The organism is Streptomyces sp. NPDC058401, from assembly GCF_042722885.1.
GTDB lineage: Bacteria > Actinomycetota > Actinomycetes > Streptomycetales > Streptomycetaceae > Streptomyces.
In genome coordinates this window covers 1-23,466 of record NZ_JBHXKA010000003.1, presented here as the reverse complement: position 1 = coordinate 23,466, position 23,466 = coordinate 1, and the positions used below count along the sequence as shown (strand labels likewise).

At 73.7% G+C, this 23,466-nt stretch carries 20 protein-coding genes and 1 pseudogene; 12 read left to right on the top strand and 9 right to left on the bottom strand.

What is annotated here, in order from left to right; genetic code table 11:
* Positions 1-27: 27 nt before the first annotated feature.
* Positions 28-2,040 carry a malto-oligosyltrehalose trehalohydrolase gene (gene treZ / locus ACFWNV_RS01755; protein WP_383938890.1) on the bottom strand — a complete coding sequence of 671 codons (2,013 nt, stop codon included), beginning with the start codon at positions 2,038-2,040 and terminating at the stop codon, positions 28-30.
* A 112-nt stretch (positions 2,041-2,152) separates the two neighbouring features.
* Here treZ and ACFWNV_RS01750 point away from each other — a divergent pair, with 112 nt between their 5' ends.
* Positions 2,153-2,716, top strand: coding sequence for a DUF1707 and FHA domain-containing protein (locus ACFWNV_RS01750; RefSeq protein ID WP_383938887.1), 564 nt, complete (start codon positions 2,153-2,155; stop codon positions 2,714-2,716).
* A gap of 110 nt (positions 2,717-2,826) precedes the next feature.
* Positions 2,827-3,297 carry a GNAT family N-acetyltransferase gene (locus tag ACFWNV_RS01745; RefSeq protein WP_383938883.1) on the top strand — a complete coding sequence of 157 codons (471 nt, stop codon included), beginning with the start codon at positions 2,827-2,829 and terminating at the stop codon, positions 3,295-3,297.
* 48 nt (positions 3,298-3,345) lie between these two features.
* Here the strand turns inward: ACFWNV_RS01745 and ACFWNV_RS01740 are convergent, their stop codons facing one another.
* The 3 genes from ACFWNV_RS01740 to treY all read right to left on the bottom strand — a co-directional run bounded on the left by ACFWNV_RS01740 (position 3,346) and on the right by treY (position 8,969).
* A complete protein-coding gene (locus ACFWNV_RS01740; RefSeq protein WP_383938881.1) occupies positions 3,346-4,662 on the bottom strand; it encodes a M14 family zinc carboxypeptidase in 1,317 nt (438 codons plus the stop codon).
* Positions 4,663-4,731: 69 nt separating this feature from the next.
* Positions 4,732-6,483, bottom strand: coding sequence for a hypothetical protein (locus ACFWNV_RS01735; RefSeq protein WP_383938878.1), 1,752 nt, complete (start codon positions 6,481-6,483; stop codon positions 4,732-4,734).
* Positions 6,484-6,578: 95 nt separating this feature from the next.
* Positions 6,579-8,969 carry a malto-oligosyltrehalose synthase gene (gene treY, locus ACFWNV_RS01730; RefSeq protein WP_383938875.1) on the bottom strand — a complete coding sequence of 797 codons (2,391 nt, stop codon included), beginning with the start codon at positions 8,967-8,969 and terminating at the stop codon, positions 6,579-6,581.
* A gap of 82 nt (positions 8,970-9,051) precedes the next feature.
* On the opposite strand from treY, the gene ACFWNV_RS01725 reads away from it, so the two are divergent.
* Positions 9,052-10,335, top strand: coding sequence for an MFS transporter (locus ACFWNV_RS01725; RefSeq protein ID WP_383938872.1), 1,284 nt, complete (start codon positions 9,052-9,054; stop codon positions 10,333-10,335).
* A gap of 8 nt (positions 10,336-10,343) precedes the next feature.
* Here ACFWNV_RS01725 and glgX read toward each other — a convergent pair whose 3' ends face one another.
* Positions 10,344-12,458, bottom strand: coding sequence for a glycogen debranching protein GlgX (glgX, locus tag ACFWNV_RS01720; protein ID WP_383938869.1), 2,115 nt, complete (start codon positions 12,456-12,458; stop codon positions 10,344-10,346).
* A gap of 321 nt (positions 12,459-12,779) precedes the next feature.
* Between glgX and ACFWNV_RS01715 the strand changes: the two genes are divergently transcribed.
* Together ACFWNV_RS01715 and ACFWNV_RS01710 are read left to right on the top strand one after the other, a co-directional pair.
* Entirely contained in the window at positions 12,780-14,060 is a 1,281-nt protein-coding gene (locus tag ACFWNV_RS01715) for an SAV2148 family HEPN domain-containing protein (RefSeq protein WP_383938866.1), read from the top strand.
* Between the two features lie 101 nt (positions 14,061-14,161).
* The gene (locus tag ACFWNV_RS01710) at positions 14,162-14,905 is read left to right on the top strand and encodes an exonuclease domain-containing protein (RefSeq protein ID WP_383938862.1); all 744 of its coding nucleotides are present in this window, start codon (positions 14,162-14,164) and stop codon (positions 14,903-14,905) included.
* A gap of 6 nt (positions 14,906-14,911) precedes the next feature.
* Here ACFWNV_RS01710 and ACFWNV_RS01705 read toward each other — a convergent pair whose 3' ends face one another.
* Complete coding sequence (locus ACFWNV_RS01705) at positions 14,912-15,469, bottom strand: TetR/AcrR family transcriptional regulator (RefSeq protein WP_383938859.1); 558 nt, start codon at positions 15,467-15,469, stop codon at positions 14,912-14,914.
* A 94-nt stretch (positions 15,470-15,563) separates the two neighbouring features.
* On the opposite strand from ACFWNV_RS01705, the gene ACFWNV_RS01700 reads away from it, so the two are divergent.
* On the top strand, positions 15,564-16,166 hold the full coding sequence (locus ACFWNV_RS01700; RefSeq protein WP_383938856.1) for a DUF2867 domain-containing protein: 603 nt from the start codon (positions 15,564-15,566) through the stop codon (positions 16,164-16,166).
* A gap of 5 nt (positions 16,167-16,171) precedes the next feature.
* On the opposite strand, the gene ACFWNV_RS01695 is transcribed toward ACFWNV_RS01700, so the two are convergent.
* Together ACFWNV_RS01695 and ACFWNV_RS01690 are read right to left on the bottom strand one after the other, a co-directional pair.
* A complete protein-coding gene (locus tag ACFWNV_RS01695; protein ID WP_383938853.1) occupies positions 16,172-16,813 on the bottom strand; it encodes a hypothetical protein in 642 nt (213 codons plus the stop codon).
* Between the two features lie 23 nt (positions 16,814-16,836).
* Positions 16,837-17,703, bottom strand: coding sequence for a phosphotransferase enzyme family protein (locus tag ACFWNV_RS01690; RefSeq protein WP_383938850.1), 867 nt, complete (start codon positions 17,701-17,703; stop codon positions 16,837-16,839).
* A 145-nt stretch (positions 17,704-17,848) separates the two neighbouring features.
* Between ACFWNV_RS01690 and mgt the strand changes: the two are divergent.
* The 5 genes and pseudogenes from mgt to ACFWNV_RS01665 form a co-directional block, all read left to right on the top strand.
* Positions 17,849-19,092, top strand: a pseudogene (gene mgt / locus ACFWNV_RS01685) (macrolide-inactivating glycosyltransferase); the annotation flags it as partial.
* Complete coding sequence (locus ACFWNV_RS01680; RefSeq protein WP_383939146.1) at positions 19,066-19,164, top strand: pentapeptide repeat-containing protein; 99 nt, start codon at positions 19,066-19,068, stop codon at positions 19,162-19,164. The pseudogene mgt and the gene ACFWNV_RS01680, both read left to right, overlap by 27 nt.
* Before the next feature lie 33 nt (positions 19,165-19,197).
* Entirely contained in the window at positions 19,198-20,163 is a 966-nt protein-coding gene (locus ACFWNV_RS01675; protein WP_383938847.1) for a MerR family transcriptional regulator, read from the top strand.
* Entirely contained in the window at positions 20,160-20,720 is a 561-nt protein-coding gene (locus tag ACFWNV_RS01670; RefSeq protein ID WP_383938844.1) for a GNAT family N-acetyltransferase, read from the top strand. The genes ACFWNV_RS01675 and ACFWNV_RS01670 overlap by 4 nt, the downstream gene beginning before the upstream one ends.
* Before the next feature lie 50 nt (positions 20,721-20,770).
* Positions 20,771-21,361 carry a DUF1697 domain-containing protein gene (locus ACFWNV_RS01665; RefSeq protein WP_383938841.1) on the top strand — a complete coding sequence of 197 codons (591 nt, stop codon included), beginning with the start codon at positions 20,771-20,773 and terminating at the stop codon, positions 21,359-21,361.
* 78 nt (positions 21,362-21,439) lie between these two features.
* Here the strand turns inward: ACFWNV_RS01665 and ACFWNV_RS01660 are convergent, their stop codons facing one another.
* A complete protein-coding gene (locus ACFWNV_RS01660) occupies positions 21,440-22,297 on the bottom strand; it encodes an aldo/keto reductase (RefSeq protein WP_383938838.1) in 858 nt (285 codons plus the stop codon).
* 44 nt (positions 22,298-22,341) lie between these two features.
* Between ACFWNV_RS01660 and ACFWNV_RS01655 the strand changes: the two genes are divergently transcribed.
* On the top strand, positions 22,342-23,346 hold the full coding sequence (locus ACFWNV_RS01655; RefSeq protein ID WP_383938835.1) for a ketopantoate reductase family protein: 1,005 nt from the start codon (positions 22,342-22,344) through the stop codon (positions 23,344-23,346).
* Positions 23,347-23,466: the final 120 nt, after the last annotated feature.

The window sequence follows — 23,466 nt, the reverse complement described above, 5'->3', positions numbered from 1 at the left end:
ATTTACGGGCCCCCCGGCTCCCGAGACCTAAGGACCCAGCACCACCGCCGATTCCGCCGGTACGTGGACCCGCCCGTCGGCGTCCGGATGTTCTACGGGCAGCCAGGCGGCCAGTACCCGGACCCCGTTGCGGCCGAGGGCGATGGTGACCGGTTCCCTGGAGAGGTTCACCACCACGCGGACGTCGCCCCGGCGGAACGTCAGCCAGCGGCGTTCCTCGTCGTGGGCGATCCGCAGCGCCGCCAGGTCGGGGTCGCGCAGGTCGGAGTGGGTGCGGCGGAGCGCGATCAGGGTGCGGTGCCAGTCCAGCAGGCGGGCGTGGGCCGCCCGGCCCGGCTCGGCCCAGTCCAGGCAGGAGCGGTCGCGGGTCGCCGGGTCCTGGGGGTCGGGGATCTCCTCCGCCTTCCAGCCGTGCTCCGCGAACTCCCGCCGCCGGCCCACCCGTACGGCCTCGGCGAGCTCCTCGTCGGGATGGTCGGTGAAGTACTGCCACGGGGTGCCGGCGCCCCACTCCTCGCCCATGAACAGCATCGGCACGAACGGCCCGGTCAGCACCACCGTCGCCGCGCACGCCAGCAGCCCGGGGGACAGGGAGGCCGCGAGCCGGTCGCCCAGCGCGCGGTTGCCGATCTGGTCGTGGGTCTGGGCGTAGCCGAGGAAGCGGTGCGCCGGGGTGCGGCCGCGGTCCACCGCGCGGCCGTGGTGGCGGCCCCGGAAGGAGGACCAGGTCCCGTCGTGGAAGAAGGCCCGGGTCATGGTCTTGGCGAGCGCCGCGAGCGGGGCCTCGGCGAAGTCCGCGTAGTACGCCTGGGACTCGCCGGTCAGCGTGCAGTGCAGGGCGTGGTGGAAGTCGTCGTTCCACTGCGCGTGCAGGCCCAGGCCCCCGGCGGCGCGCGGGCTCGTGGTGCGCGGATCGCAGCGGTCGGACTCCGCGATCAGGAACAGCGGCCGGCCCGTCTCGGCGGCCAGCTCGTCCACCGCCGCGGACAGCTCCTCCAGGAAGGTCAGCGCCCGCCCGTCGGCGAGCGCGTGCACCGCGTCCAGCCGCAGCCCGTCGATCCGGTAGTCGCGCAGCCAGGCCAGTGCGCTGCCCAGGAGGTACGCGCGCACCTCGTCGGAGCCGGGTGCGTCCAGGTTCACCGCCGCACCCCAGGGGGTGTGATGGGTCTCGGTGAAGTACGGGCCGAACACCGGGAGGTGGTTGCCGGAGGGGCCCAGGTGGTTGTGGACCACGTCGAGGACCACGCCGAGCCCGGCGGCGTGCGCGGCCTCCACGAACCGGACCAGCCCGGCCGGGCCCCCGTACGGCTCGTGCACCGCCCAGGGCGCGACCCCGTCGTACCCCCAGCCGTGCCGCCCGGGGAAGGAGCAGACGGGCATCAGCTCGACGTGGGTCACGCCGAGGCCGGTGAGGTGACCGAGACGGGCGGCGGCCGAGTCGAAGGTGCCCTCGGGGGTGAAGGTGCCGATGTGCAGCTCGTACAGGACGGCGTCCTGGAGCGGCACCCGGGGGGAGGGGACCGGCTCGGCGGGGGTGAGGGCGGCGAAGTCGACCACGGCCGAGAGCCCGTCGGGGCCGTCGGGCAGGCGCCGCCCGCGCGGGTCCGGCCGTACGGGATGCACGTGCTGTGCGGGTTGTACGGGCAGTACGGAGACGGCCGCCCGACCGGTGGCCGAGGGGGGCTCCTGATCCCCGTGATGCCCGAGGTGCTCGGGGTGTCCGGGGTGGACCGGGTCGCGCGGATCGTCCTCGGGGTGGAACGGGCCGCCGCCCGGATCGGCCCCGGGGTGCACCGGGTCGCGCGGATCGTCACCCGGGTGGACCGGTTCGTCCGGTCCACCCGGACCACCCGGACCGTCCCCGGGCGCGGGAGCCTCCGGCGCGCCGCCCAGCTGGAACCCGTACCGGGAACCGTCGGCGCCCGGGGCCTCCACGACCCACCAGCCGGCGCGCTCCGGATCGGGCGCCATCGCGTACGCGGCCCCGTCGAGCCGCAGTGCTACCCGGTCTGTCTGCGGTGCCCACACCTCGAACTGCACGGACGGTCCCCTCGTCTGGCGGCGGTACCCCAACCTGCGTGTCCGGGCCATCATCCCCGGCTCGTCGCGGGAGTTCTGGACACTCTGCCCCCGACAGGCCGACAATCACCTGGTGACGTCGAGTTTCGAGTTCCCTCCCTTCCCCGCCCCGCGGCTCTCGGATGCCGAGCGCGACCGCGCCCTGGGCCAGCTCAGGGAAGGGGCCGCGGTCGGCAAGCTGTCGCACGACACCTTCCTGCGCCGCATGGAACTCGCCCTCGTAGCCCGCCGCTCCGAGGACCTCGCCGTGCTCACCGCGGACCTGGAGGGCCGGGAGGCCGGGGAGAGCCCGTGGACCCGCCGGCTGTTCGGCTGGGTCGGGCGGGTCTCGGCCGTGTCGGTGGGCGTACGGCGGGCCTGGGCCGCGGAGAAGCTGCCCGCGCTGCTCCTCCCGCACCCGGGCGCCGGACCGCTGCGGATCGGCCGCGACCCGGGCAACGGGCTGCGCCTGAGCCACGAGACGGTCTCGCGGGCCCACGCCGAACTGGGCGTCCGGGACGGGGTCTGGGTGCTGCGGGACCTCGGCTCGACGAACGGGACCACCGTGAACGGGCGCCGGGTGACGGGCTCGGCGGTGGTGCGGGAGGGCGACCAGATCGGCTTCGGCCGGATGACCTTCAGGCTGTCGGGAGGCTGATCCCCGGGCAGCGGCGCCCGGCCGCGGCTCCTGGACGCGGTTCCGGCCAGCGGCCCGGGGTACGGGACCCGGTTTCCGGGTGGACGCCCGCCGTGCGCAGGATGGCACCCATGGAACACACGTCTGCCGCCCCCGTCGTCCGGCCCGCGCGCCCCGAGGACCTGCCCCGCCTGGTCGAGCTCATGCGCGAGCACATGGTCTACGAGAGGTCCGCGCCCCGCACGGACGGTCTCGCCGGCCGGCTCGGCGCGCAGCTGTTCGCCGACGGCTCCCGCCTGTGGGTGCTGCTGGCGCAGACCCCCGGGGGCGAGGTGGCCGGGTACGCCGCCTGCTCGGCCGAGTTCTCCTTCTGGGAGGCCCGCGACCACCTCCACATGGACTGCCTCTACCTGGCCGAGGAGGCCCGCGGACACGGCCTCGGAGCTGCCCTGATGGACGGGGTGGCCGCGCTCGCCCGGGAGCGGGGCCTCGGCCACGTCGAATGGCAGACGCCCGACTGGAACGAGGGCGCGATCCGCTTCTACGACCGGCTCGGGGCCACCGGCAAGCCGAAGCTCCGGTACGCCCTGCCGGTGGAGTAGGCCGCGCCGGCCGCCCCCGCTCATCGCTCCCGCTCATCGCCCCCGCGCCTACCGGCCTGCCGCCACGAGCCGGTCGTAGGCGGCCAGGACCACCCGGGACTGGTGCTCCACCTGGGTGGCCACCGGGACCCACCGCGCCTGGAAGCGGTCCGCGAACTCCTCGCACCATCCCGTGACGAGCCGGTCCACGGCCGGCGCCGACGGCTGCCCCTGGGCGCGCAGCACCCGGAGCAGCATCGCCGCGGCGCGCAGCGAGAGCCGCCGGCCGAAGGCGTCGATGCTCCCGATGTACGCGGCGGTCGCCTCGGCGGGGGCTCCGGGTCCCGTCCACTCGGCGGTGATCCGGGGGATCAGCGCGAGCGTCCAGTCCACCGCGCGCAGCAGGGCCGCGGCGCCCGGATCCGTACCGCCGCCCGCGCCCTCCCGCAGGGCCGCCACCCGCGCGGCGTCGGCGGTGAGCCGGCCGGCCAGGAGGCGCAGGGCGGCGCGGGGGTCGGGGTGCGGGGCCGGATCGTCCACCAGGTCCGATGCCCACATGGGGACTTCGACGATCGCGGTCGTGCCGGAGTGGCGGTGGGCGTGGTACCAGGTGCTCAGCCGGGTGTCCTCGGGATGGAACGGCCCGTCGGCGGTGGCCCCGGGCTCGGGCATCACGAAGATCCCCGCCCCCGGTGAGGGCCAGCCCGAGGCGTCGGAGGCGCTGGTCTCGACCGGAATGTGCAGCTCGGCGGCCGATTTGCCGAAGGGCTCGGCGAGCCCGGGTATGTCCCGGGTCAGCTGCACCCAGGAGCCGCCGAGATCGGTGCCGTGCAGGGAGACCTGGAGGGCGGGGCGGAGCTCGTCGATGAGCCGGGTCAGGGCGAGGGTCTCGGGCGGCAGGCGGTCCGGGGGCAGTAAGGACGGCGCCCACTCCGGCTGTTCGGGGCCGGGCGGCCGGAAGAAGTTCCGGTGGTAGTCGAGCAGGGAGTACGGGCGCGGTGTGCGGTGCAGGGCCGCGCCGTCGGGGTCGGCACAGAGCAGGAAGTGCCACGCCGTCCCGGCGGCGGGTACCCGGATCAGGTGCCGGGCGAGCGCGAGGGCGGTGGCCCCGCCGACGGGCTCGTTGGCGTGGGCGCCGGCGACGACGAGCACGTTCGCGGCGGCCGGTGCCGGTGCCGGGGCCGGGGCCGCGGTCTGGGCCGCGGCCTGGGCGGCGGTCCCGGTCGCCCCCGTGGCGCCCACGGAGAGCAGCCACAGGGGCTCCCCGGCCCGGGACGCGCCGATCTGGCGCAGCCGGGCCAGGGCCGGGTGTTCATCGGCCAGGCCGCGTGCGGCCAGAGCCAGTTCGTGGGGAGTGGGGTAGCACATGTCACGGATGAGGGTCACAGACGGTCCCATTCCCGCCCTGCGCGTGCCCTAGTGCTGTGACCGGGAAGTTTGCCGATCGGCCCCGGGTCAGCCCGTGACCTTGACGATGGCCACCGTGCTGTTGCCGGCGAGGTGGGTGGCGTCGGCGTCGACGAAGCGGATGAGCCACTGGCCGCTGGTCTGCGCGGTGAACTTCTGGCTCACGGCTCCGTCGGCCCCGGAGACGGAGGTTCCCATCTCCTGGTACGGGGAGGTGGGCGTGGGCCGGAAGTAGTAGCGGACCTTCTTGCCGGGATAGGCCACGTACCCCTTGGCGGGGTCGTAGGTCTGCAGAACTCCGGTGATGGTCAGCTGCTGTCCCTTGGCCACGGGGCGCGGGGTGAAACTCGCGGTGGAGAAGCGGGTCTTGGTGCGCGTCTGGAGGATCACCCGGGTGCCGGTGCCGGGAGCGATGTTGGTGGTGCCCGGGGTGTACACCCGCCACTTGTCGGGAGCGTCCAGGTAAGCGGGCCCGCCGACCGTCACGTTGAACGTCTTGTTGTAGGGCACCGCGAAGGACTGCGCGGTGACCCAGCGGCCGGACCACGACTCCTGGTACTGGATCTCGACGGGCGCCTGCTGGCTGGTGATGCCGTCGACGAGGACCTTGCCGCTGATGGTCAGCTTGCCGTACTTGGTGGTGGAGACCAGCTTCTCCTCGACGACCTTGGTCGTGTGGGTGATCTTGGCGACGGTAGCGGTGCGCGTGCCGCCCCCCGTCAGCCAGATGTCGTTGACGCTCACGTTCCAGGTGCCGGTCCTCTGGATCGTGGGCGCGTACGTGAAGGCGCCGTCGGCACCCGCGGTGACGGGTGCGCGATAGGCGTCCTTCACGTTCTCCTGGATGACCACGTGCCCGCCGTTCACGGGCTTGACCGTGCCGTCGGCCGCACGGCGGGCGAGCTTGCCGCGCAGGTTCACCGCGGTCCCGTACCGCACCGTGAGGGGCCCCGGGGTGGAGAGGGTGAGCACGGCCTCCTGGGGCTTGGTCCGGACCGGGACCGTCAGGATCTTCTCGGTGTCCCCGCTCAGCAGTTTCACGGTGAGGGACAGGCTGGTCTCGTTGCCGCGGGCGGCGACGGAGGCGGTGAACCGCCCCTGGGCGTCGGACACGGCATCGGCCGTGCCCTGCCCGAGCGAGGTACGGACGGCCGCACCGGCCAGCGGCTCGCGCTTGCCGGTGCGCGGGTGGACCGCGGTGACCGAGCCGGTGACCTTGGTGTCGAGGTCGTCCAGGGTGAACTCGGTCTGGCTGGAGCTCGCCTGGAACCGGGCGTCGAGCGCGTAGGTGAACCGTCCGGCGTTGGGGCGGCTCACTTCCTTGCCGTCACGGTCCTTGGCGTACACGTCGAGTTCGTAGTCCCCCATCTCGTCGAGGACGAGCGGCTGGTCGTCGCCCTGGTACCACGCGCTGTCGTCCTCTATCTCGGACGTGCCCATGTCGTCGAAGTAGTTCGTGAGGCGGTCGACCACGGCGACGACCTTGGCGGTGCCCGCCCGGCGCACCTCGACCCGGACCGGGGTCGGGGCCGAGGAGTGGATCTGCTGGGAAGAGGTGAAGACGATGAACCGGTTGTCCTCGTCCACGCTGATGCCGGCAGCCGGCACCGTGGTCTCCAGGCTCTTCGCCCCCGTGTCCGCCGCCAGCGGAGCCCGCAGCTCGGCCGGCACGGCCGCCGGGGAGGAGACCCCCAGGGGGCCGGGGGGCGCGGCGATCGCGGCAGGTGCCACCACCGCGCCCATGGAGGAGAGCACGACCGCCGTGCCGACGGCCGTCATGGTCCTCTTGAATCTGTTCACTGAATTTCCCCCGCATCACATGTCACCGGTTGCACGGGGGGTGGACCCACGACCGGCCCCGGAGGTTGTACGGGAAGAAGGGCCGATCCTGCTGGTCACACCGGGTCCGCGTCCTCCCTGAGCAGGACCGCCACCGGCGAGGCACCGCCGAGGAGCGCGGCGAGCGGCACCTCGCCCTCGTACGGGGCTTCGGGCGCGCCGTGCGCGGGCCCGAGGAGCGCCAGCCGCCGCCAGCGCCCGGGCGGCAGCGGCAGGGCCGTGTTCCGCCAGCCGCCCGCTCCGGCGAGCCGGTGCGACAGCCGGGTGGCCACCGCCACCAGCCCGGCCGAGCGGGCGAAGGCCACGCAGTGCTCGGCCGCCGGGCCCCGGGCGAGCAGCGGGGCGTAGCCGGCGAACAGTCCGGGCTCGCTCCGGCGCAGCCGCAGCAGGGCGGCGGTGAGGGCGAGCTTCTCCTCGGCCGTCCCGGACGGCGCGGCGCCCGCGTCCAGCCGGGCCAGGGCCTCCCGGGGGAAGACGGCGGGCCGCCGGTTGTCGGGGTCGACCAGGGCCCGGTACTCCGTCTCCGCGCCCTGGTAGACCTCCGGGACCCCGGGCACGGCCAGGTGCAGCAGCGCCGCGCCGAGCAGGTTGGCCCGGGCCGCCGCCGCCAGGGGTCCGGAGGGCTCCGGTGCGGCCGCCGGGAGGTACCCCGGGACCGTGGCCTCGTACGCGGGGTCCTGCTCGGTCCACGTGGTGTGCAGGGCGGCTTCGCGGACGGCCTTCAGCAGGGCCTCGGAGAGGCGTTCGCGGCGCTCGCCGGGGGAGCCGTCGGCCCCGAGTCCGAAAGCCGTCTGCCAGGCCACCCAGGCGAGTTGGGGATCCGCCCCGGCCGGTTCGGGTACGGAGTCGGGGTCCTGCGAGAGCGCCGAGATCCGGGCCCGGACGTCCGCGCTGCGCTTCGTGTCGTGCGTGGTCAGCACCGTCCCGGAGCGGGGCCACAGCCGCTCCCGTTCGGCGCAGTACGCGTGGAACTCCGCCACCGTGACCGCCGGAGCCCCCGGATCCCCGCCCACCTCCGTGGCCGACAGCAGCGGGGCGTACCGGTAGAAGGCCCTGTCCTCCAGGGACTTGGCGCGCAGCGCGGCCGAGGTCTGGGCGAAGCGGGCCGCGAAGGCCGGTTCCCGCAGCAGTAGTTCGCGTACGCCGGCCACCGGAGCCGCGCCGGCCTCCGCGGCGGCCCGCTCCAGGGCCTCGGGCGAGAGCTCCGGGTCACCGGGGTAGGGCCGGTAGACCGGGTAGGCGATGAGCAACTCGCGCACGGCAAGCGCCAGTTCCGGGCCGGCCAGGCGCTCCAGGGTGGCCAGCTCGGCGGCCAGGTCGCCGGTCAGGACCTCCCGGGCGCCCGCCGCGGCCGTCCGCTCCCACCGGGGCTGCCCGGTCGCCCCGCGGAACCGGGCGTCGAGCCGCGCGGCCCCGGCCGGGTCGGTCAGCACCCCGTCCACCCGGTACAGCGCCTCGTACCCGGTGGTCCCGGCCACCGGCCAGCCGGGAGCCAGCCGCTCCTCACGGGCCAGGATCTTTTCCACCACCACCCAGCAGTCCGCGCCCACGGCTTCCCGCAGCCGCCGCAGGTACCCGGCGGGATCGGCCAGGCCGTCCACGTGGTCGATCCGCAGCCCCTCCACGACCCCGTCCCGGACCAGCTCCAGCACCTTGGCGTGCGTGACGGCGAACACCTCGGGGTCCTCGACGCGCACCCCGATCAGCTCCGAAATGGTGAAGAAGCGGCGGTAGTTGAGCCCGGTCCTGGCCTCGCGCCAGCATGCGGGCCGGTACCACTGGGCGGCGAGCAGCGCCGCCGGTTCCAGCCCGGCCGTGCCCTCCCGGAGCGGGAACTCCAGCTCCCCGATCCGCAGGACGGCCCGGTCGCCTCCGCCTCCGGCCTCCGTGGGCTCCCCGGCCTCCTCGGCCTCCCCGGCCTCCGCGGCCTTCCCGACCTCGATGGATCCCGGGTCCAGCGGCTCGGCGAGCACGGGCAGCAGGAGCTGCCCCCCGCCCGCCTCCCAGTCGATGTCGAACCAGCGCGCGTACGGCGAGCCGGGACCCTCCCGGGCCACCTCCCACAGGGGCCGGTTGAGGCGGAGCGGCGCCGGCAGCGCCATGTGGTTCGGCACGATGTCGAGCACCAGTGCGAGCCCGTGCGAACGGGCCTCGGCGGCCAGGGCGCGCAGGCCGTCCTCGCCGCCCAGCTCCGTCCGGACCCGGGTGTGGTCGGTGACGTCGTACCCGTGCGTGGAGCCGGGCACCGCCTCCAGCACGGGGGACAGGTGCAGGTGGGTCACGCCGAGGGAGGCGAGGTACGGCACGACGGCCCGCGCGTGCCCGAAGGTGAACTCGGGCCGCAGCTGGAGACGGTAGGTCGACGCCGGGGTGACGGCCGGTGGTACATCGGTTTCCGGCCGGTTGAACTCGGGACTGGGGCGACCGGTGCGCGGGGGCAGGCTCATGAGAACGTACGTACCCAGGATGCGGGATTCCGTGCCATGACCCAATGCATCCGGGTGACTGCGCCGGGTTAACGTTGCTCAAGTGTTTGGAACCGTCAACACCTATCGAAAAGTCATCGCCCTGACCGGGCCCCTACTCCCGCTCATTTCCTTCTTCGCCCGACTGCCCGTCGCGATGTCGCAGTTCGGCAGCGTCCTGCTGGTCGCCGAGACCAGCGGCTCCCTCGCCACCGCGGGCATAGTCGGCGGCACCCTCTCCGCCGGACAGGTGGTCTTCGGACCCGTCCTGGGCCGGCTCGCCGACCGTCACGGGCAGCGTCCCGTCGTCCTGACGGCCGCCGCGGTCAACGCGGTGGCGACCGCCGCCCTGGTGGCCGGGGCGCTCTCCGACCTCGCCACCGTCCCGCTCGCCGCGATCGGCGCCGTCACCGGGGCCTCCGTCCCGCTGATCGGACCGCTCGCCCGCACCCGCTCCGTGGCCCTGGCCCACCGTGCCAAGTCCGACGAGAGCGTCGTGGGCGCCATCCACTCCCTCGAAGGCACCCTGGACGAGGTTTCCTTCGTCTTCGGACCCGCCCTCGTGGGCCTGGCCACCCTCGTCCTGCACCCGGCCGTCGCCCTCGGCGGCGCCGCCGCGCTCGTCGCGGTCTTCGGCAGCCTCTACGCACTGCACCCGACCGCCGCCGTCACGGCCGGAGTGCCCGCGGGAGTCCGCCGGGAGAAGGAGCGCTCGCGGGTCCGCCCGCCGCGCGTGGTCTTCGCCGTACGGGGCTCCCTCGCGCTCCAGGGCGCCATGTTCGGCTCCTGCCAGGCCGGAATCGCCGCCCTCACCGCACAGTTGGGCGTCCCCGGCCAGGCCGGCATCGTGTACGCGGCCATGGGCGTGGTCAGCGCCGCCGTCGGGCTCTCGCTCGGCGCGCTGCCCGCCCGCTTCGGGCTGCGGCTGCGCTGGCGGTGGGCCACGGCCGCCGCGCTGGTGCTCTCCGTACCGCTGCTCTTCACGGAGACGCTGTGGCCGCTGTACGCGGTCGTCACCGTGCTCGGAGCCGCCTACGCCCCGCACCTGATCACCGCCTTCGCCATCACCGAGCGCGCGGTCGAGCCGTGCCGGCTCGCCGAGTCGATGGCCTTCGCCGCCAGCTCCCTCGTCGCCGGGCAGGCCGCCTCGCTCGCCGTCTCCGGGCGGCTCGCCGAGGCGTACGGGCCCTCCGCCGCCTTCGCGGTGGCCGTGGGGGCGGCCGCCCTGTGCCTGGTCCTGGCCCTGGCCACCCGGGTGCCGTCGGCCCGGACGCACGCGCCGGTGGCAGCCGGCGGCGGCGCCCGTCCGGACGTCCTCCTGGAGGGCGCCGCCTACGCCGGTCAATGAAGCGGCGCCTATGCCGGGCGCTGAAGCACCACCAGACACCGTCCTGTCAGTGTCACCCGGTCCCCGGCCGCGTACTGCGGCCCGGTACCGGGTGCCAGCACCTCCGGCCGCGCCGTGTCCACGACCAGCCGCCACTGCGCTCCGTGCCCGGCCGGGACGGTGAAGTCCTGGGCCTCCGCACCGGCGTTGAACATCAGCAGGAACGAGTCGTCGGTGATCCGCTCCCCACGGGTGCCGGGCTCCGAGATGGCCTCCCCGTTCAGGAACACCGCCAGCGCCCGCGCGTGCTGCGCCTGCCAGTCCCGGGCCCGCATCTCCTCGCCGTGCGGGGTGAACCAGGCGATGTCCGAGAGCTCGTCGTGCGTCCCCTCCACCGGCCGCCCGTGGAAGAAGCGCCGCCGCCGGAACACCGGGTGCTCGCGCCGGAGCCGGACCATCTCCCGGGTGAACTCCAGCAGGGCGGGCGCCGGTTTGCCGGGCTCCGGCCAAGTCACCCACGACAGGTCGTTGTCCTGGCAGTAGGCGTTGTTGTTGCCGCCCTGAGTGCGTGCGAACTCGTCCCCGTGACTGATCATCGGCACGCCCTGCGACAGCATCAGCGTGGCGATGAAGTTGCGCATCTGCCGCTCGCGCAGCTCCCCGATCTCCGGATCCTCCGTCGGGCCCTCCACCCCGCAGTTCCAGGACCGGTTGTGGGTCTCGCCGTCCCGATTGCCCTCGCGGTTGGCCTCGTTGTGCTTCTCGTTGTAGGAGACCAGGTCGTTCAGGGTGAAACCGTCGTGGCAGGTGGTGAAGTTGATCGAGGCCGACGGCCGTCGCCCGTCGTCCTGGTAGAGGTCCGAGGAGCCCGTCAGCCGTCCCGCGAACTCCGCGAGCGTGCGCGGCTGCCCGCGCCACAAGTCCCGTACGGTGTCCCGGTACTTGCCGTTCCACTCGGTCCACAGCGGCGGGAAGTTGCCCACCTGGTAGCCGCCCTCGCCCAGGTCCCACGGCTCCGCGATCAGCTTGACCTGGCTGACCACCGGGTCCTGCTGGACCAGGTCGAAGAACGAGGACAGCCGGTCCACCTCGTGGAACTGGCGGGCCAGCGTGGCCGCCAGGTCGAAGCGGAAACCGTCCACGTGCATCTCGGTGACCCAGTAGCGCAGCGAGTCCATGATCAGCTGGAGCACGTGCGGGGAGCGCATCAGCAGCGAGTTCCCGGTGCCCGTGGTGTCCATGTAGTGCCGGGGATCGTCCGCGAGCCGGTAGTACGAGGCGTTGTCCAGTCCCCGGAAGGACAGGGTCGGGCCCAGGTGGTTCCCCTCGGCGGTGTGGTTGTAGACCACGTCGAGGATCACCTCGATGCCGGCCTCGTGCAGGGCCCGGACGGCCGACTTGAACTCCAGCACCTGCTGGCCGCGGTCGCCCGAGGCATAGCGGTTGTGCGGGGCGAAGAAGCCGATGGTGTTGTAGCCCCAGTAGTTGCTGAGCCCGTCGTCCACGAGGCGGTGGTCGTTGACGAACTGGTGCACCGGCATGAGCTCCAGCGCCGTCACCCCGAGCTTGGTCAGGTGCCCGATGACCGCCGGGTGCGCGAGCGCCCCGTACGTGCCGCGCAGCTCCTCGGGGAGGTCCGGGTGACGCATGGTCAGGCCCTTCACGTGGGCCTCGTAGAGCACGGTGTGGTGGTACTCGTGGCGCGGCGGCCGGTCGTTGGCCCAGTCGAAGTAGGGGTTGACCACGACCGAACTCATGCTCTTGGGCGCGGAGTCCAGGTCGTTGCGGGAGTCGGGGCGGCCGAAGTGGTAGCCGTACACCTCCTCGCCCCAGTCCACGCTGCCCGCGATGGCCCGCGCGTACGGGTCCAGGAGCAGCTTCGCCGCGTTGCAGCGCCGGCCGCGCTCGGGCTCGTAGGGGCCGTGCACCCGGAACCCGTAGCGCTGACCGGGCATGATGCCCGGCAAGTAGGCGTGCCGGACGAAGGCATCGGTCTCGCGCAGTTCGATCGCGGTTTCCGAACCGTCGTCGTGCAGCAAGCACAGTTCGATGCGTCGGGCGGCCTCCGAATAGACCGCGAAGTTGGTGCCGGCGCCGTCATACGTGGCACCCAGCGGATACGCCTGTCCCGGCCAGACCTGCATAGAAAACGACTCTTCCCCTCAGTGTCGGGCTGATCCGGCGTGGACCACGTCACTGGCAGATCTTCCCCGAAACAGGGCTTCCACGCGGGGACTTGGAAGGGTCCTACCGGGTGACCCGGAGAGCTGATAAGAGGTTCGGCCGACCTTGGGAAGATCCGATCGTCGGCAGAGCGGATAATGGGCCAACGGACGGACCGGGTACGGACCGTGATCCCGCGTCGGGCCGCAGGGGCACGCATCGGGCTGCAGGGGGCCGCACGCGCGGAGTACCCTTCCGTGATCACTGGAGACGGGCGTCCAGACGCAGGAGGCGGTGCACGGGTGAGCTCGGGAGGTCTGGAGCTGCCCCCTGGTGACGGCGGTCACGAGGGCGGCCCGGCGGACGCCGCGGCCGGGGCGGCCGGCGGGATTCCCGCCGGGGCCGTGTCGCTGGCCCCGCAGGAAGCCGGCGGGACCGGGAAGGCGCAGGCGGGAGCCGGTGCCGAGCTGGACTGGGGCGCGGACGCCTGGAGCGAGGTCCGGACCCGGGCCCAGCGCGCCGGTCGGGCGTACATCTGGCTGAACCTGATCGAACAGCGGCTGCGCTCCGTGGTCGGAGCGGTGCTCCGGCCGGTCTACGAGCCCGTGCACGGCGGGGACGACTGGGTGGTGGCCGCCGCGGGTCCCGCGGGCCAGGAGTGGGTGCAGCGCGCGGTCGCCGTGCGCGAGGTCAGCCGCCGCAAGGGCTACCTGCTGGACTCCGCCGACGACAACGTGCTGAGCTTCCTCACCCTGCCGCAGCTGCGCGAGCTGATGGTCCAGCACTGGCCCTGCTTCGAGCCCTACTTCGACGACCGGCGCGAGATCGAGCAGGCGCTGGACGAGCTGGAGGTCACCCGCAACGTCGTCTCCCGCAACCGGGCCCTGTCCCGGCCGGTCCTGGAACAGGCCGAGCGGGCGTCGGCGCGGCTGCTGGAGGTACTGGGCGGCGGCGCGGGCTCGCCGGCGGCGGACCGGCTGCCCATCGACGCCGTCGAGGACCTGGTCGGCGACCGGTACGCGGACGTCATCTCCGTCCACCCGGACCGGGTGCGCCTCCAGCGCCAGCTCCCGGCGGAGGACCTCTTCGGCGGGGCGCGGCGGCTCGACGCCATCGGCATCGGGCTCAACCTGCTGGTCCAGAACTTCTCGGGCCGAAGACTGGTACGCCTCGCGGAGGCCGGCTGCCGGGTGCGGCTCCTGTTCCTGAACCCGGCGAGCAGCGCGGTCAAGCGGCGCGAGCGGGAGCTCGGTCTGCGCAAGGGCGAGCTGAGCCGCTCGGTGGAGATGAACATCCTGCACGTGCGGCGGGTGCGGGCGGGCCTGCGCGACCCCTCGCGCTTCGAGATCCACGTCTTCGACGAGACCCCGCGCTTCACCGCGTATTTGGTGGAGGGCGAGTCCTCGGGCATCGCGGTGGTCCAGTCGTACCTGCGCCGGGCCCGGGGCATGGAGGCGCCGGTCCTGGTCCTGCGGGGCGGCGGCCGGGCCGGCCAGGTGCGACCCGGTCACGAGCACGGGCTGTTCCCGACCTACCGCGAGGAATTCGAGTCCATCTGGCAGGACTCCCGCCCGGTGTCGTGAGCGGGGGCGGATGCGGGGGGCGGACCCGGTTCCGGGGTTGTCAGTGGCCCGTGTCAGGCTGAAAGCCGTTGACGTAGAGGGACGGGTACGGGGGGCACGTGATGGGGGACTGGGCGGGGGACTGGATGGGGGACTGGCACGGCGGGCCGATGGTGGCCTTCGATCTGGAGACCACGGGCACCGACACCGAGTCCGACCGGATCGTGACGGCGGCCGTCATCGCGGTCGGGCCGGACGGGCAGGTGGCCCGGGAGCGGACGTGGCTGGTCGACCCGGGCGTGCCCATCCCGGAGCAGGCCTCGGCCATCCACGGGATCTCCACGGACCACGCCCGCACGCGGGGGATGGCGGCGGCCCCGGCGATCGAGGAAATAACCCGGACGCTCGTGGAGGCGCTGAGCTCGGGAACCCCGCTGGTGGTGATGAACGCGCGGTACGACCTGACCCTGCTGGACCGCGAGTGCCGCCGGCACGGGATCCGGCCGCTGGGCGAGCGCTGGTCCGGGCAGACCGTGCCGCCCGTCATCGACCCGCTGGTGCTCGACAAGCACGCGGACCGCTACCGCAAGGGCCGGCGGACCCTCCAGGCCCTGTGCGAGCACTACGGGGTGAGCCTGGAAGCGGCGCACGACGCGGGCGCGGACGCGCTGGCGGCGGCCCGCGCCGCGCGGCGAATGGGAGCCGTGCACGCGGCCATAGGGACGGTCGCCCTGGCGGACCTGCACGAGCTGCAGATCCGCGCGGCGGCCGAGCAGGCGGCCTCGCTGCAGAGCTACCTGCGGCGCACCTCGGACCCCGAGGCGATAGTCGAGCGGGCCTGGCCCGTCGTGCCGTACCGCGTCTGAGGGTGGCTAGCGCAGCAGCCAGTCCCGGGTGTGCTCCATGACCTCGGGGCGGGTGCGGGGGCCGTGGTCGGCGGCGATGAGGTAATTGCCGATCCGCAGCGAGTAGACGATCATGCAGCGGACCTCGACGTCGTCCTCGTCGGGGCAGAACGCGCCGAACAGCGACCGCAGGTAGTCCATGCGGCGGTTGTCCACGCGCCGCAGCCGCTCCGCGACGGACTCGTCGCGCCTCGCCCACTCGCGGACCGCGAGGTCGGTCGCCACGCCCCGGGCCGGGGTGTCGGCGGCGCCGGCGATCGCGAACAGCCGCTTCAGCCTGGCCCTGGGGTCTCCGCCCGCGCCCTCGACCTGCTCGATGACGGCCTCGGCGGCCTCGCGCTCCCACGTGTCGAGCATCTCGGTGAGGAGGGTGTCCCGGTTGCCGAAGTGCCCGTAGAAGCCGCCCTTGCTCACGCCGAGGGCCTGCGCGAGCGGTTCGATCCGGACGGCTTCCGGGCCTCCGGCGGCGAGCGCGCGCAGCCCTTCCTCGATCCAGTTGCGGCGTGGCGTGCGGGTCGCGCCCACGTGTCGCCTCCCTCGGGTGAACCCGATCTATACGGTGCCGTATAGATCGGTGCTAGTCTTTTCTATACGGCATCGTATAGATCGGGGCTCGCTCATGAGACTGCCCAGAACGGCGCACACCGACCGCCCCTGGCGGATCCACGAGATCGCCGGCGACTTCCGGGTCGAGGACGTGTGGGAGCTCCCGACGCCGGGCGGCCCCGACGACCTCGCACGGTTCGTGGAGCAGTTCGAGAAGGGCTTCGGGCAGCAGGGAGCCTCCCCGGTGGTGCGCGCGCTCTTCGCGGCCCGCTGGAAGCTGGGCGCGCTGTTCGGCTGGGACAAGCCCGCCGACGGCCTCGGCGGCCGGGTGCCGAGCCTGCGGGACCGGCTCCCCGAGGACCTCCGGGGCAGCTCCCGGGGGCCGGGAACCGGCGCCTCCTCCTTCAGCACCGTCTACCAGACGCACGACGAGTGGGTGCTGGAGACCGCCAACCGGACCGTGCACGGGATCCTGCACATCGGCTGGGTCCCGGACGAGGACGGAGCGGGCGGCCACCACGGCCGCATGGCCGTCCTGGTCAAGCCGAACGGACTCCTCGGCGCCGCCTACATGGTCGCCATCAAGCCCTTCCGCCACCTCGGGGTCTACCCGGCGATGCTGCGCGGCATCGGCCGCACCTGGCAGGCCGGTACGGACTCCGACGCGCCGGCCTGACGGGGTCAGGGTCCCGGCCAGCGGTCGCGGTACACGACGTGGAGGCCGCTGCCGCCGTCGGCGACGAGGCCGTCGCCCGGTCCCATTCGGGCGCAGTAGTGCGGGTGGTCGGGGTGGGCGTGGGCGTAACCCGGCCCCTGGTGGGCCACGTCGGCGAAGAGCCACGAGGTGTCGGCGAACAGGGTGGCGCTGCCCGTCATGAACAGCGTCCCGGCGTGGACGCGCTGGTGGAAGCGGTCTCGGTTCTCCCGGTGGTGCCGCTCCGGCCGGTGGTCGACGTTGCGATCGGCCGAAGGCGGTCCGGGCAGGTCCGCGGTCTGCGGCCGGCCCGGGCCCAGCCGGGCGCGGAGCTCCTTCCAGCGCGCGGGGGCGAACTGCAGCGAGTGGTGCAGGAGGACCAGGTCGAGGCCCGGTTCCCCGGTGTCGGGGTCGGTGCGCCGCAGCGGTATGTGCACCAGCGAGCGCGGGGAGGTGGCGGCGAGGGACCACAGCCCGGCGACGAGCTGTGCGGCCTGCTGGTCGACCTGGGCGTCCACGTACCAGCGGCCGGGCGACAGCACCGCACGCGCCGGCGGCCGGGCCGGGCGGATCACCTTGAACTCCGCCGGGCCGAGCCGGGCGCGGTGGATGGAGAGGGGCAGTTTCATATGCGGGAAGTGATACGCCACCCCTAGAACGGGTGCCAGCGGATTTCCGGGTCGTCCTCGCGGAGGGAGGCCACGCGGCGGCGGAACTCCGCCAGGGCCTTGGGGTTGGCCGGGGCGTGCTGGGAGACCCAGGCGCAGCTGGCCGTTTCGCGGGCGCCGCGCAGGATCGCGCAGCCCTTCCAGTCGCGCACGTCCCAGCCGTACGCCGCCGTGAACTCCTCGTACGAGGAGTAGGGCAGGCCGTACCGGTCGCGGGAGAGGGCCATCACCACCAGGTCGTGTTCGCGCAGGTCGGCGGAGACCGTCTCCAGGTCGACGAGCACCGGCCCGGCCGGGCCCACGTGGACGTTGCGGGGCAGCGCGTCGCCGTGGATCGGGCCCGGCTCCAGGTGCGGGGTGAGGGCGGCGACCTGGGCGGCGTATCCGTCGCGGCGGGCCCGCAGGTAGGCGGCGTCCGCCGGGTCGATCGCGCCTTCCGCCAGGCGCAGCCAGCGCTCCACCCCGCCGAGCAGGTCGCGCGGCGGCAGGGCGAAGGGGGGCGCCGGCAGGGCGTGGATCCGCCGCAGCAGCGCCGCGAGGTCCGCCGGGCCGGCCGGGCGGACCGCGTCGGGGAGCCGGTGCCACAGCGTCACCGGGTGCCCGTCCACCAGCCGCGGCCGCGGTTCGGCCGCGCGGACCGCGGGGACCCCGGACTCCGCGAGCCAGCCCGCCACCTTCAGCTCCAGCTCGGCGCGCGGCAGCAGCGCCGCCTCCCGGCCGACCTTGGCGACCAGGCCGTCGTCGAGCGCGAAGACGGCGTTCTCGCCGAGGGCCAGCAGCCGGGGAGCGGGCGACCCCGCCCGCGTCAGGCCCGCCGCCGTCAGGGCCTCCCGGGCCCGTGCCTCGTCCATGCCGTCTCCGCAGTCCGCAGTACGTCCGTTTCCCCGGGTGCCCCGGGCGCCACCGGGGTCGTACCCGGGGGCTCATGACCGGACAAGTTTCGCATCCGGAGCGCGGGGACCCGGCATCTCTCCCCGCCCCACCCACGCATACAGGTTGCACGAGACGTCTCGTCTCGTTATCTTCGATGCATGACCACGACCGCGCAGCCCGCCCACATCGCCATGTTCTCCATCGCCGCCGCCGGCCACGTGAACCCGAGCATCGAAGTGATCCGCGAGCTGGTCGCCCGCGGCCACCGCGTCAGCTACGCCATCCCCGCCGCGTACGCGGACAAGATCGCCGAGACGGGCGCCACCCCGGTGATCTGGAACTCCACCCTCCCCACCGATGAGGACCCCGACGCGTGGGGCACCCAACTCATCGACAACATCGAGCCCTTCCTCGCCGACGCGGTCCAGGCCCTCCCGCAGCTCGCGGCCGCCTTCGAGGGCGACGAGCCGGACCTCGTCCTCCACGACATCACCGCCTACCCGGCGATCGTCCTCGCACGGCGCTGGGGCGTCCCCGCGGTGTCCCTCTCCCCGACCCTGGTCGCCTGGACCGGCTACGAGGAGGAGGTCGCCGAGCCGATGTTCGCCGAACTGCGCGCCTCCGGGCGCGGGAAGGCGTACTACGCCCGGTTCCGGGCCTGGCTCGACGAGAACGGCATCGACGAGGACAGCGACCGGTTCGTCGGCCGCCCCCGCCGCAGCGTCGTCCTCATGCCGCGCGCCCTGCAGCCGAACGCCGACCGGGTCGACGAGGCCGTGTACACCTTCGTCGGCGCCTGCCAGGGCGACCGCAGCGCCACCCAGGGCACCTGGACGCGCCCCGCCGGCGCCGAGGGGAAGAAGGTCCTTCTGGTCTCCTTCGGATCCACCTTCACCAAGCAGCCGGCCTTCTACCGGGCCTGTACGGAGGCCTTCGGGGACCTGCCCGACTGGCACGTCGTGCTCCAGATCGGCAGGTTCACCGACGAGGCCGAGCTCGGCGAGATCCCCGCCAACGTCGAAGTCCACCGCTGGGTTCCCCAGTTGGACATCCTGCGCCAGGCCGATGCCTTCATCACCCACGCGGGCACGGGCGGCTGCCAGGAAGGGCTGGCCACCGGCACCCCGATGGTCGCGGTCCCGCAGGCCGTCGACCAGTTCGGCAACGCCGACATGCTGGCCGGCCTCGGCGTCGCCCGGCACGTCCCGATGGCCGGGGCCGACGCCACGACCCTGCGCAAGGCCGTCCTCGCCCTGGTCGCCGACCCGGACGTGGCCGCCCGCGCCGACCGGATCCGCCGCGAGATGGCGACGGAGGGCGGCACCCGACAGGCGGCCGACCTGATCGAGGCCGAACTGATCGGAGCCGGCCTGACCGGGGCCGACCTGACCGGGGCCGAACTGATCGACGCCGAACTGCCCGGCCGACCCGGGGCTTGAGTCTCCGGCAGGGGGAGACCCGAAGATGGGGAGATGAACGGCCACACGCTCCACTCGATCGGCGAGCTGGCCCGGCGAACCGGTACCACGGTCAAGACCGTCCGGTTCTACTCCGACTGCGGGCTCGTACCGCCCACCCACCGGAGTCCGGCCGGCTACCGCCTCTACGACGACGGCGCCGTCGCACGCATGGACCTCGTACGGACCCTGCGCGACCTGGGACTGGACCTCGCCGCCATCCGGCAGGTCATGGACCGGGAGCGCGGGCTGCCGGAAGTCGCCGCGGCGCAGGCGGAGGCGCTGGACGTGCAGATACGCGTCCTGCGGCTGCGGCGCGCGGTGCTGACCGCCGTGGCGCGCCGTGGAGCCGACCCCGAGGAGACGAATCTGATGCACAGACTGGCGAAGCTCTCCGAAGCGGAACGCCAACGGCTGGTCGGCGACTTCCTCGACAGCGCCTTCGGCGGCGTGGGAACCGACTCCGTGTTCGCGGGGGTCATGTGCTCCATGACCCCGCACCTGCCGGACGACCCCGATGCGGAACAGATCCACGCGTGGGTGGAGCTGGCCGAGCTGGCCGAGGACCCGGAGTTCCGCGCTCATGTACGGCACCTGGTCGAGGACCTGGCCGCCGGACACCTCCGGGACGCTCCACCGCGCCCACACGACGACGTGGCCGCGATCGTCCGCGACGTGGTCGCCCCGGCCGTGGCGGCCGGCATCGATCCGGCCTCACCCGGGGCCGATCCGATCGTTGCGGACCTGACGGCCCGCGCCGCACATCTCCTCGACCGCGGGGACCCCGCCGAGTCCCGGGGGCGGCTCCTGGCCCGGCTGGAACGCGTCAACGACCCGCGCAGGGAGCGGTACTTCGCCCTGCTCGCGGTGATCAACGGCTGGCCCCGGCCGGAGAGCCTCCAGCCGGTCCTCGACTGGTCCGTCCGCGCACTGCGCGCTCGGATCCGGGCCGAGACGCCGCCACGTACGATTCGATCATGAACGCTCCCGTCACCCTCCGTGCGGTCGCGACGGCCACCGCTCCCGCTCTCGTCCTCCGTCCCTGGTGCGCGCACGACGTCGCCGCGCTGGTCGAGGCGTACCGGGACCCGGATCTGCGGCGCTGGGCGAGCCCTTCCGTGCAGAGTGCGGACGAGGGGCTGCGGTGGGTGCGGGACCGGGAGCGGGACTGGGCAGCGGGCACCCGGCTCGCCTTCGCCGTCCTGGAGGAGGGCCCCGAGGCGACGCAGGTGGTGGGCAACGTGGTGGTGAAGGGAGCCGGCCCGGGCAAAGCCTCCGCCGAGGTCGGCTACTGGACGGCGGCCCGGGCCCGTGGGCGGGGCGTGGCCCCGCGCGCCCTGGAAGCCCTCACCGCCTGGGCCTTCGAGGCCTTCCGGGCCGATGGCCTGGAACGCCTCGAACTCCTCCACCAGGTGGACAACGCGGCATCCTGCCGGGTCGCCGAGAAGAGCGGCTACCCGTTCGGCAGGATCCTGCCGTCGGCTCCGCCCGCCTTTCCCCTCGACGGGCACCTCCACCTACGCCGCGCAGCCGCCTGACCCCCGCCGATGTCGCATGCGCTGTCAGGGGTGCGCCCTATCGTGCAGACATGACCAAGACGACCAAGACGACCGAGACGGCCGCGACGACGAAGACCACGTACGCGGCACTGCTCCGGGGCATCAACGTCGGCGGGAACAAGAAGGTCCCCATGGCCGAGCTGCGCCAGGTCCTGGACGGCCTGGGCCACGAGGACGTGCAGACCTACCTCCAGAGCGGCAACGCCGTCTTCGCCACCGCGCGCGAGGAGACCCCGGAGGCCCTCGCCCGCGAACTGGAGGCCGCCATGGAAGCCCACTTCGGCTTCCGCGTCCCCTGCCTCGTGGTCGACGGCGCCCACCTGCGCGCCGTGGCCGAAGCCTGCCCCTTCCCGGCCGCCGAGCTCGAAGGCAAACAGCTCCACGCCACCTTCTGCTCCGAGCAGCCCGCCGACTCCCGCTTCGCCTCGATCGACGCCCCCGCGCACCTCCCGGAGGAGTACCGCGTGGGCGACCGCGTCATCTACCTCTACGCCCCGAACGGTCTGGGCCGCTCCAAACTCGCCGAGGCCCTCGCGAAGCCGGCCGTGGTCAAGGGCCTGGACGTGACCACCCGCAACTGGAACACGGTAGTGAAGCTGGTCGACCTCACGCGAGACTGACGCATGGACTTCGCCGCCCGCTCCGACTGGGGAGACCGGCTGCGCTTCCACACCCCGCTGCCCACTGGTGAGCTCCGCTCAACCCGCCAGCCCGTCCAGCAGGGTCATCTCGTGCGGGGTCAGGTGGACCGTGGTCGCGTCCAGGTTTTCCGCCAGGTGGGCGGGGGAGCCCGTGCCCGGGGTGGGGCAGAGGACCGGGGAGTGCCGCAGGAGCCAGGCCAGGGCGATCTGGCCGGTGGACGCGCCGTGTTCGCCGGCGACCGCCGTCAGTGCGGCGGCGCTCTCCCTGGTCAGGGCGCCGCTGCCCAGGGGGTAGTAGGGGAGGAAGGCGATGGAGCGTTCCTCGCACAGGGCGAGGAGCTCCGCCGAGGAGCGGTCCAGGAGGTTGTACGGGTTCTGGACCGAGGCCACCGGGACCAGGGTCAGGGCCTCCCGGAGCTGGTCCGCCGTCACCGTGTTCAGGCCGATGTGGCGGATCTTGCCCTCCGCCCGGAGCTCGGCCAGCGTGCCCAGCTGGTCCGCCGCCGGGACGGCCGGGTCGAAGCGGTGCAGCTGGTACAGGTCGATGCGGTCCAGGCGGAGCCTGCGCAGGCTCGCCTCGCACATGGCACGCAGGTCCTCCGGGCGGCCCGCCGCGTGCCACTGGTCGGGGCCGGTGCGCACCACCCCGCCCTTGGTGGAGACGACGAGGTCCTCCCCGTACGGGTGGAGGGCTTCGGCGACCAGCTCCTCGGCCAGGTGGGGGCCGTAGTTGTCGGCGGTGTCGATCAGGGTGACCCCGCGTGCGACGGCCGTGCGCAGCAGGTCGGCCGATGCGGTGCGGGCGGCGCGCGGGCCCCAGTAGCCGGCGCCGACCAGGCCGCCGGTGCCGAGTCCGAGGCGGCGTACGGGCAGGTCCCCGCCGAGGGCGAATGTCTCATGCACGTCAACAGACATGGTCCGACGGTAACCCCGGGCCGCGGATGTGCCAGGCTCGGGGCATGCGTTACATCATCATCGGCGCCGGAGCGATCGGCGCGACCATCGGCGGACGGCTCGCGGAATCGGGCGGCGAGGTCGTCCTCGTCGCCCGCGGCGCCCACGCGGAGGCCCTGCGGGCGAACGGGCTGCGGCTCACCACGGCGGACGGGGAGCGGGTGCACCGGCTGCCCGTCGTCACGGGGCCGGCCGAGCTCGGTGAACTGCGCCCCGACGACGTGCTGTTGCTGGCGGTCAAGACCCAGGACGCGGCGGCCGCGCTCGACGCGTGGGGCGACGCGGAGGTCGCCGGCGGCGGCACGGCGGCCCAGCGGCTGCCGGTGCTGTGCGCGCAGAACGGCGTCGAGAGCGAACGCCTGGCCCTACGGCGCTTCGCGCGCGTGTACGGGGTCTGCGTGTGGCTGCCGGCGACCTTCCTGGAGCCGGGCGCCGTCTCCGCCCTGTGCGCGCCGCGGACCGGGATCCTGCACCTCGGGAAGGCGGCCGGGGGCGCGGACGCGCGGATCCGGCGGATCGCCGCCGACCTGGAGAAGGCCGGCTTCGAGGCGCCGGTCGCCGAGGACGTGATGCGGTGGAAGCACGCGAAGCTCCTGGGCAACCTGGGCAACGCGATCCAGGCGGTCACCGGGCCCGAGCCGGAGCCCGCGAAGACGGCGCTGCTGCTGCGGGCCGTGCGCGAGGCGAAGGCGGCCTTCGCCGCGGCGGGGATCGACTGGGCCTCCGAGGCCGAGCAGTCGGCCGCGCGGGAGGGGAAGGTCGACGTGCCGGCCGGGGCGGTGCGGGGCGGGTCGTCCTGGCAGAGCCTGGCGCGGGGGACGGGGTCGGTGGAGGCCGACTATCTCAACGGGGAGATCGTGCTGCTGGGGCGGCTGCACGGGGTGGCCACGCCGGTCAACGACACGCTGCGCGTGGCGGCGAACATCTTCGCCCGGGAGGGCCTGCCGCCCGGGGCGATGTCCGTCTCGGACCTCACGGCCCTGGCCGACGAGGCCGCTGCGCGGATCTGAGGCACCGGGTGCGGGTGGTCGGGCCCTGCGGGGGCGGAGTTCCCCTACCCGCCCTTCGCCCGTTCCCCGGGCTGTGCCCGGACCCCCTGGGGCTCCGCCCCAGACCCCGCTCCTCAAACG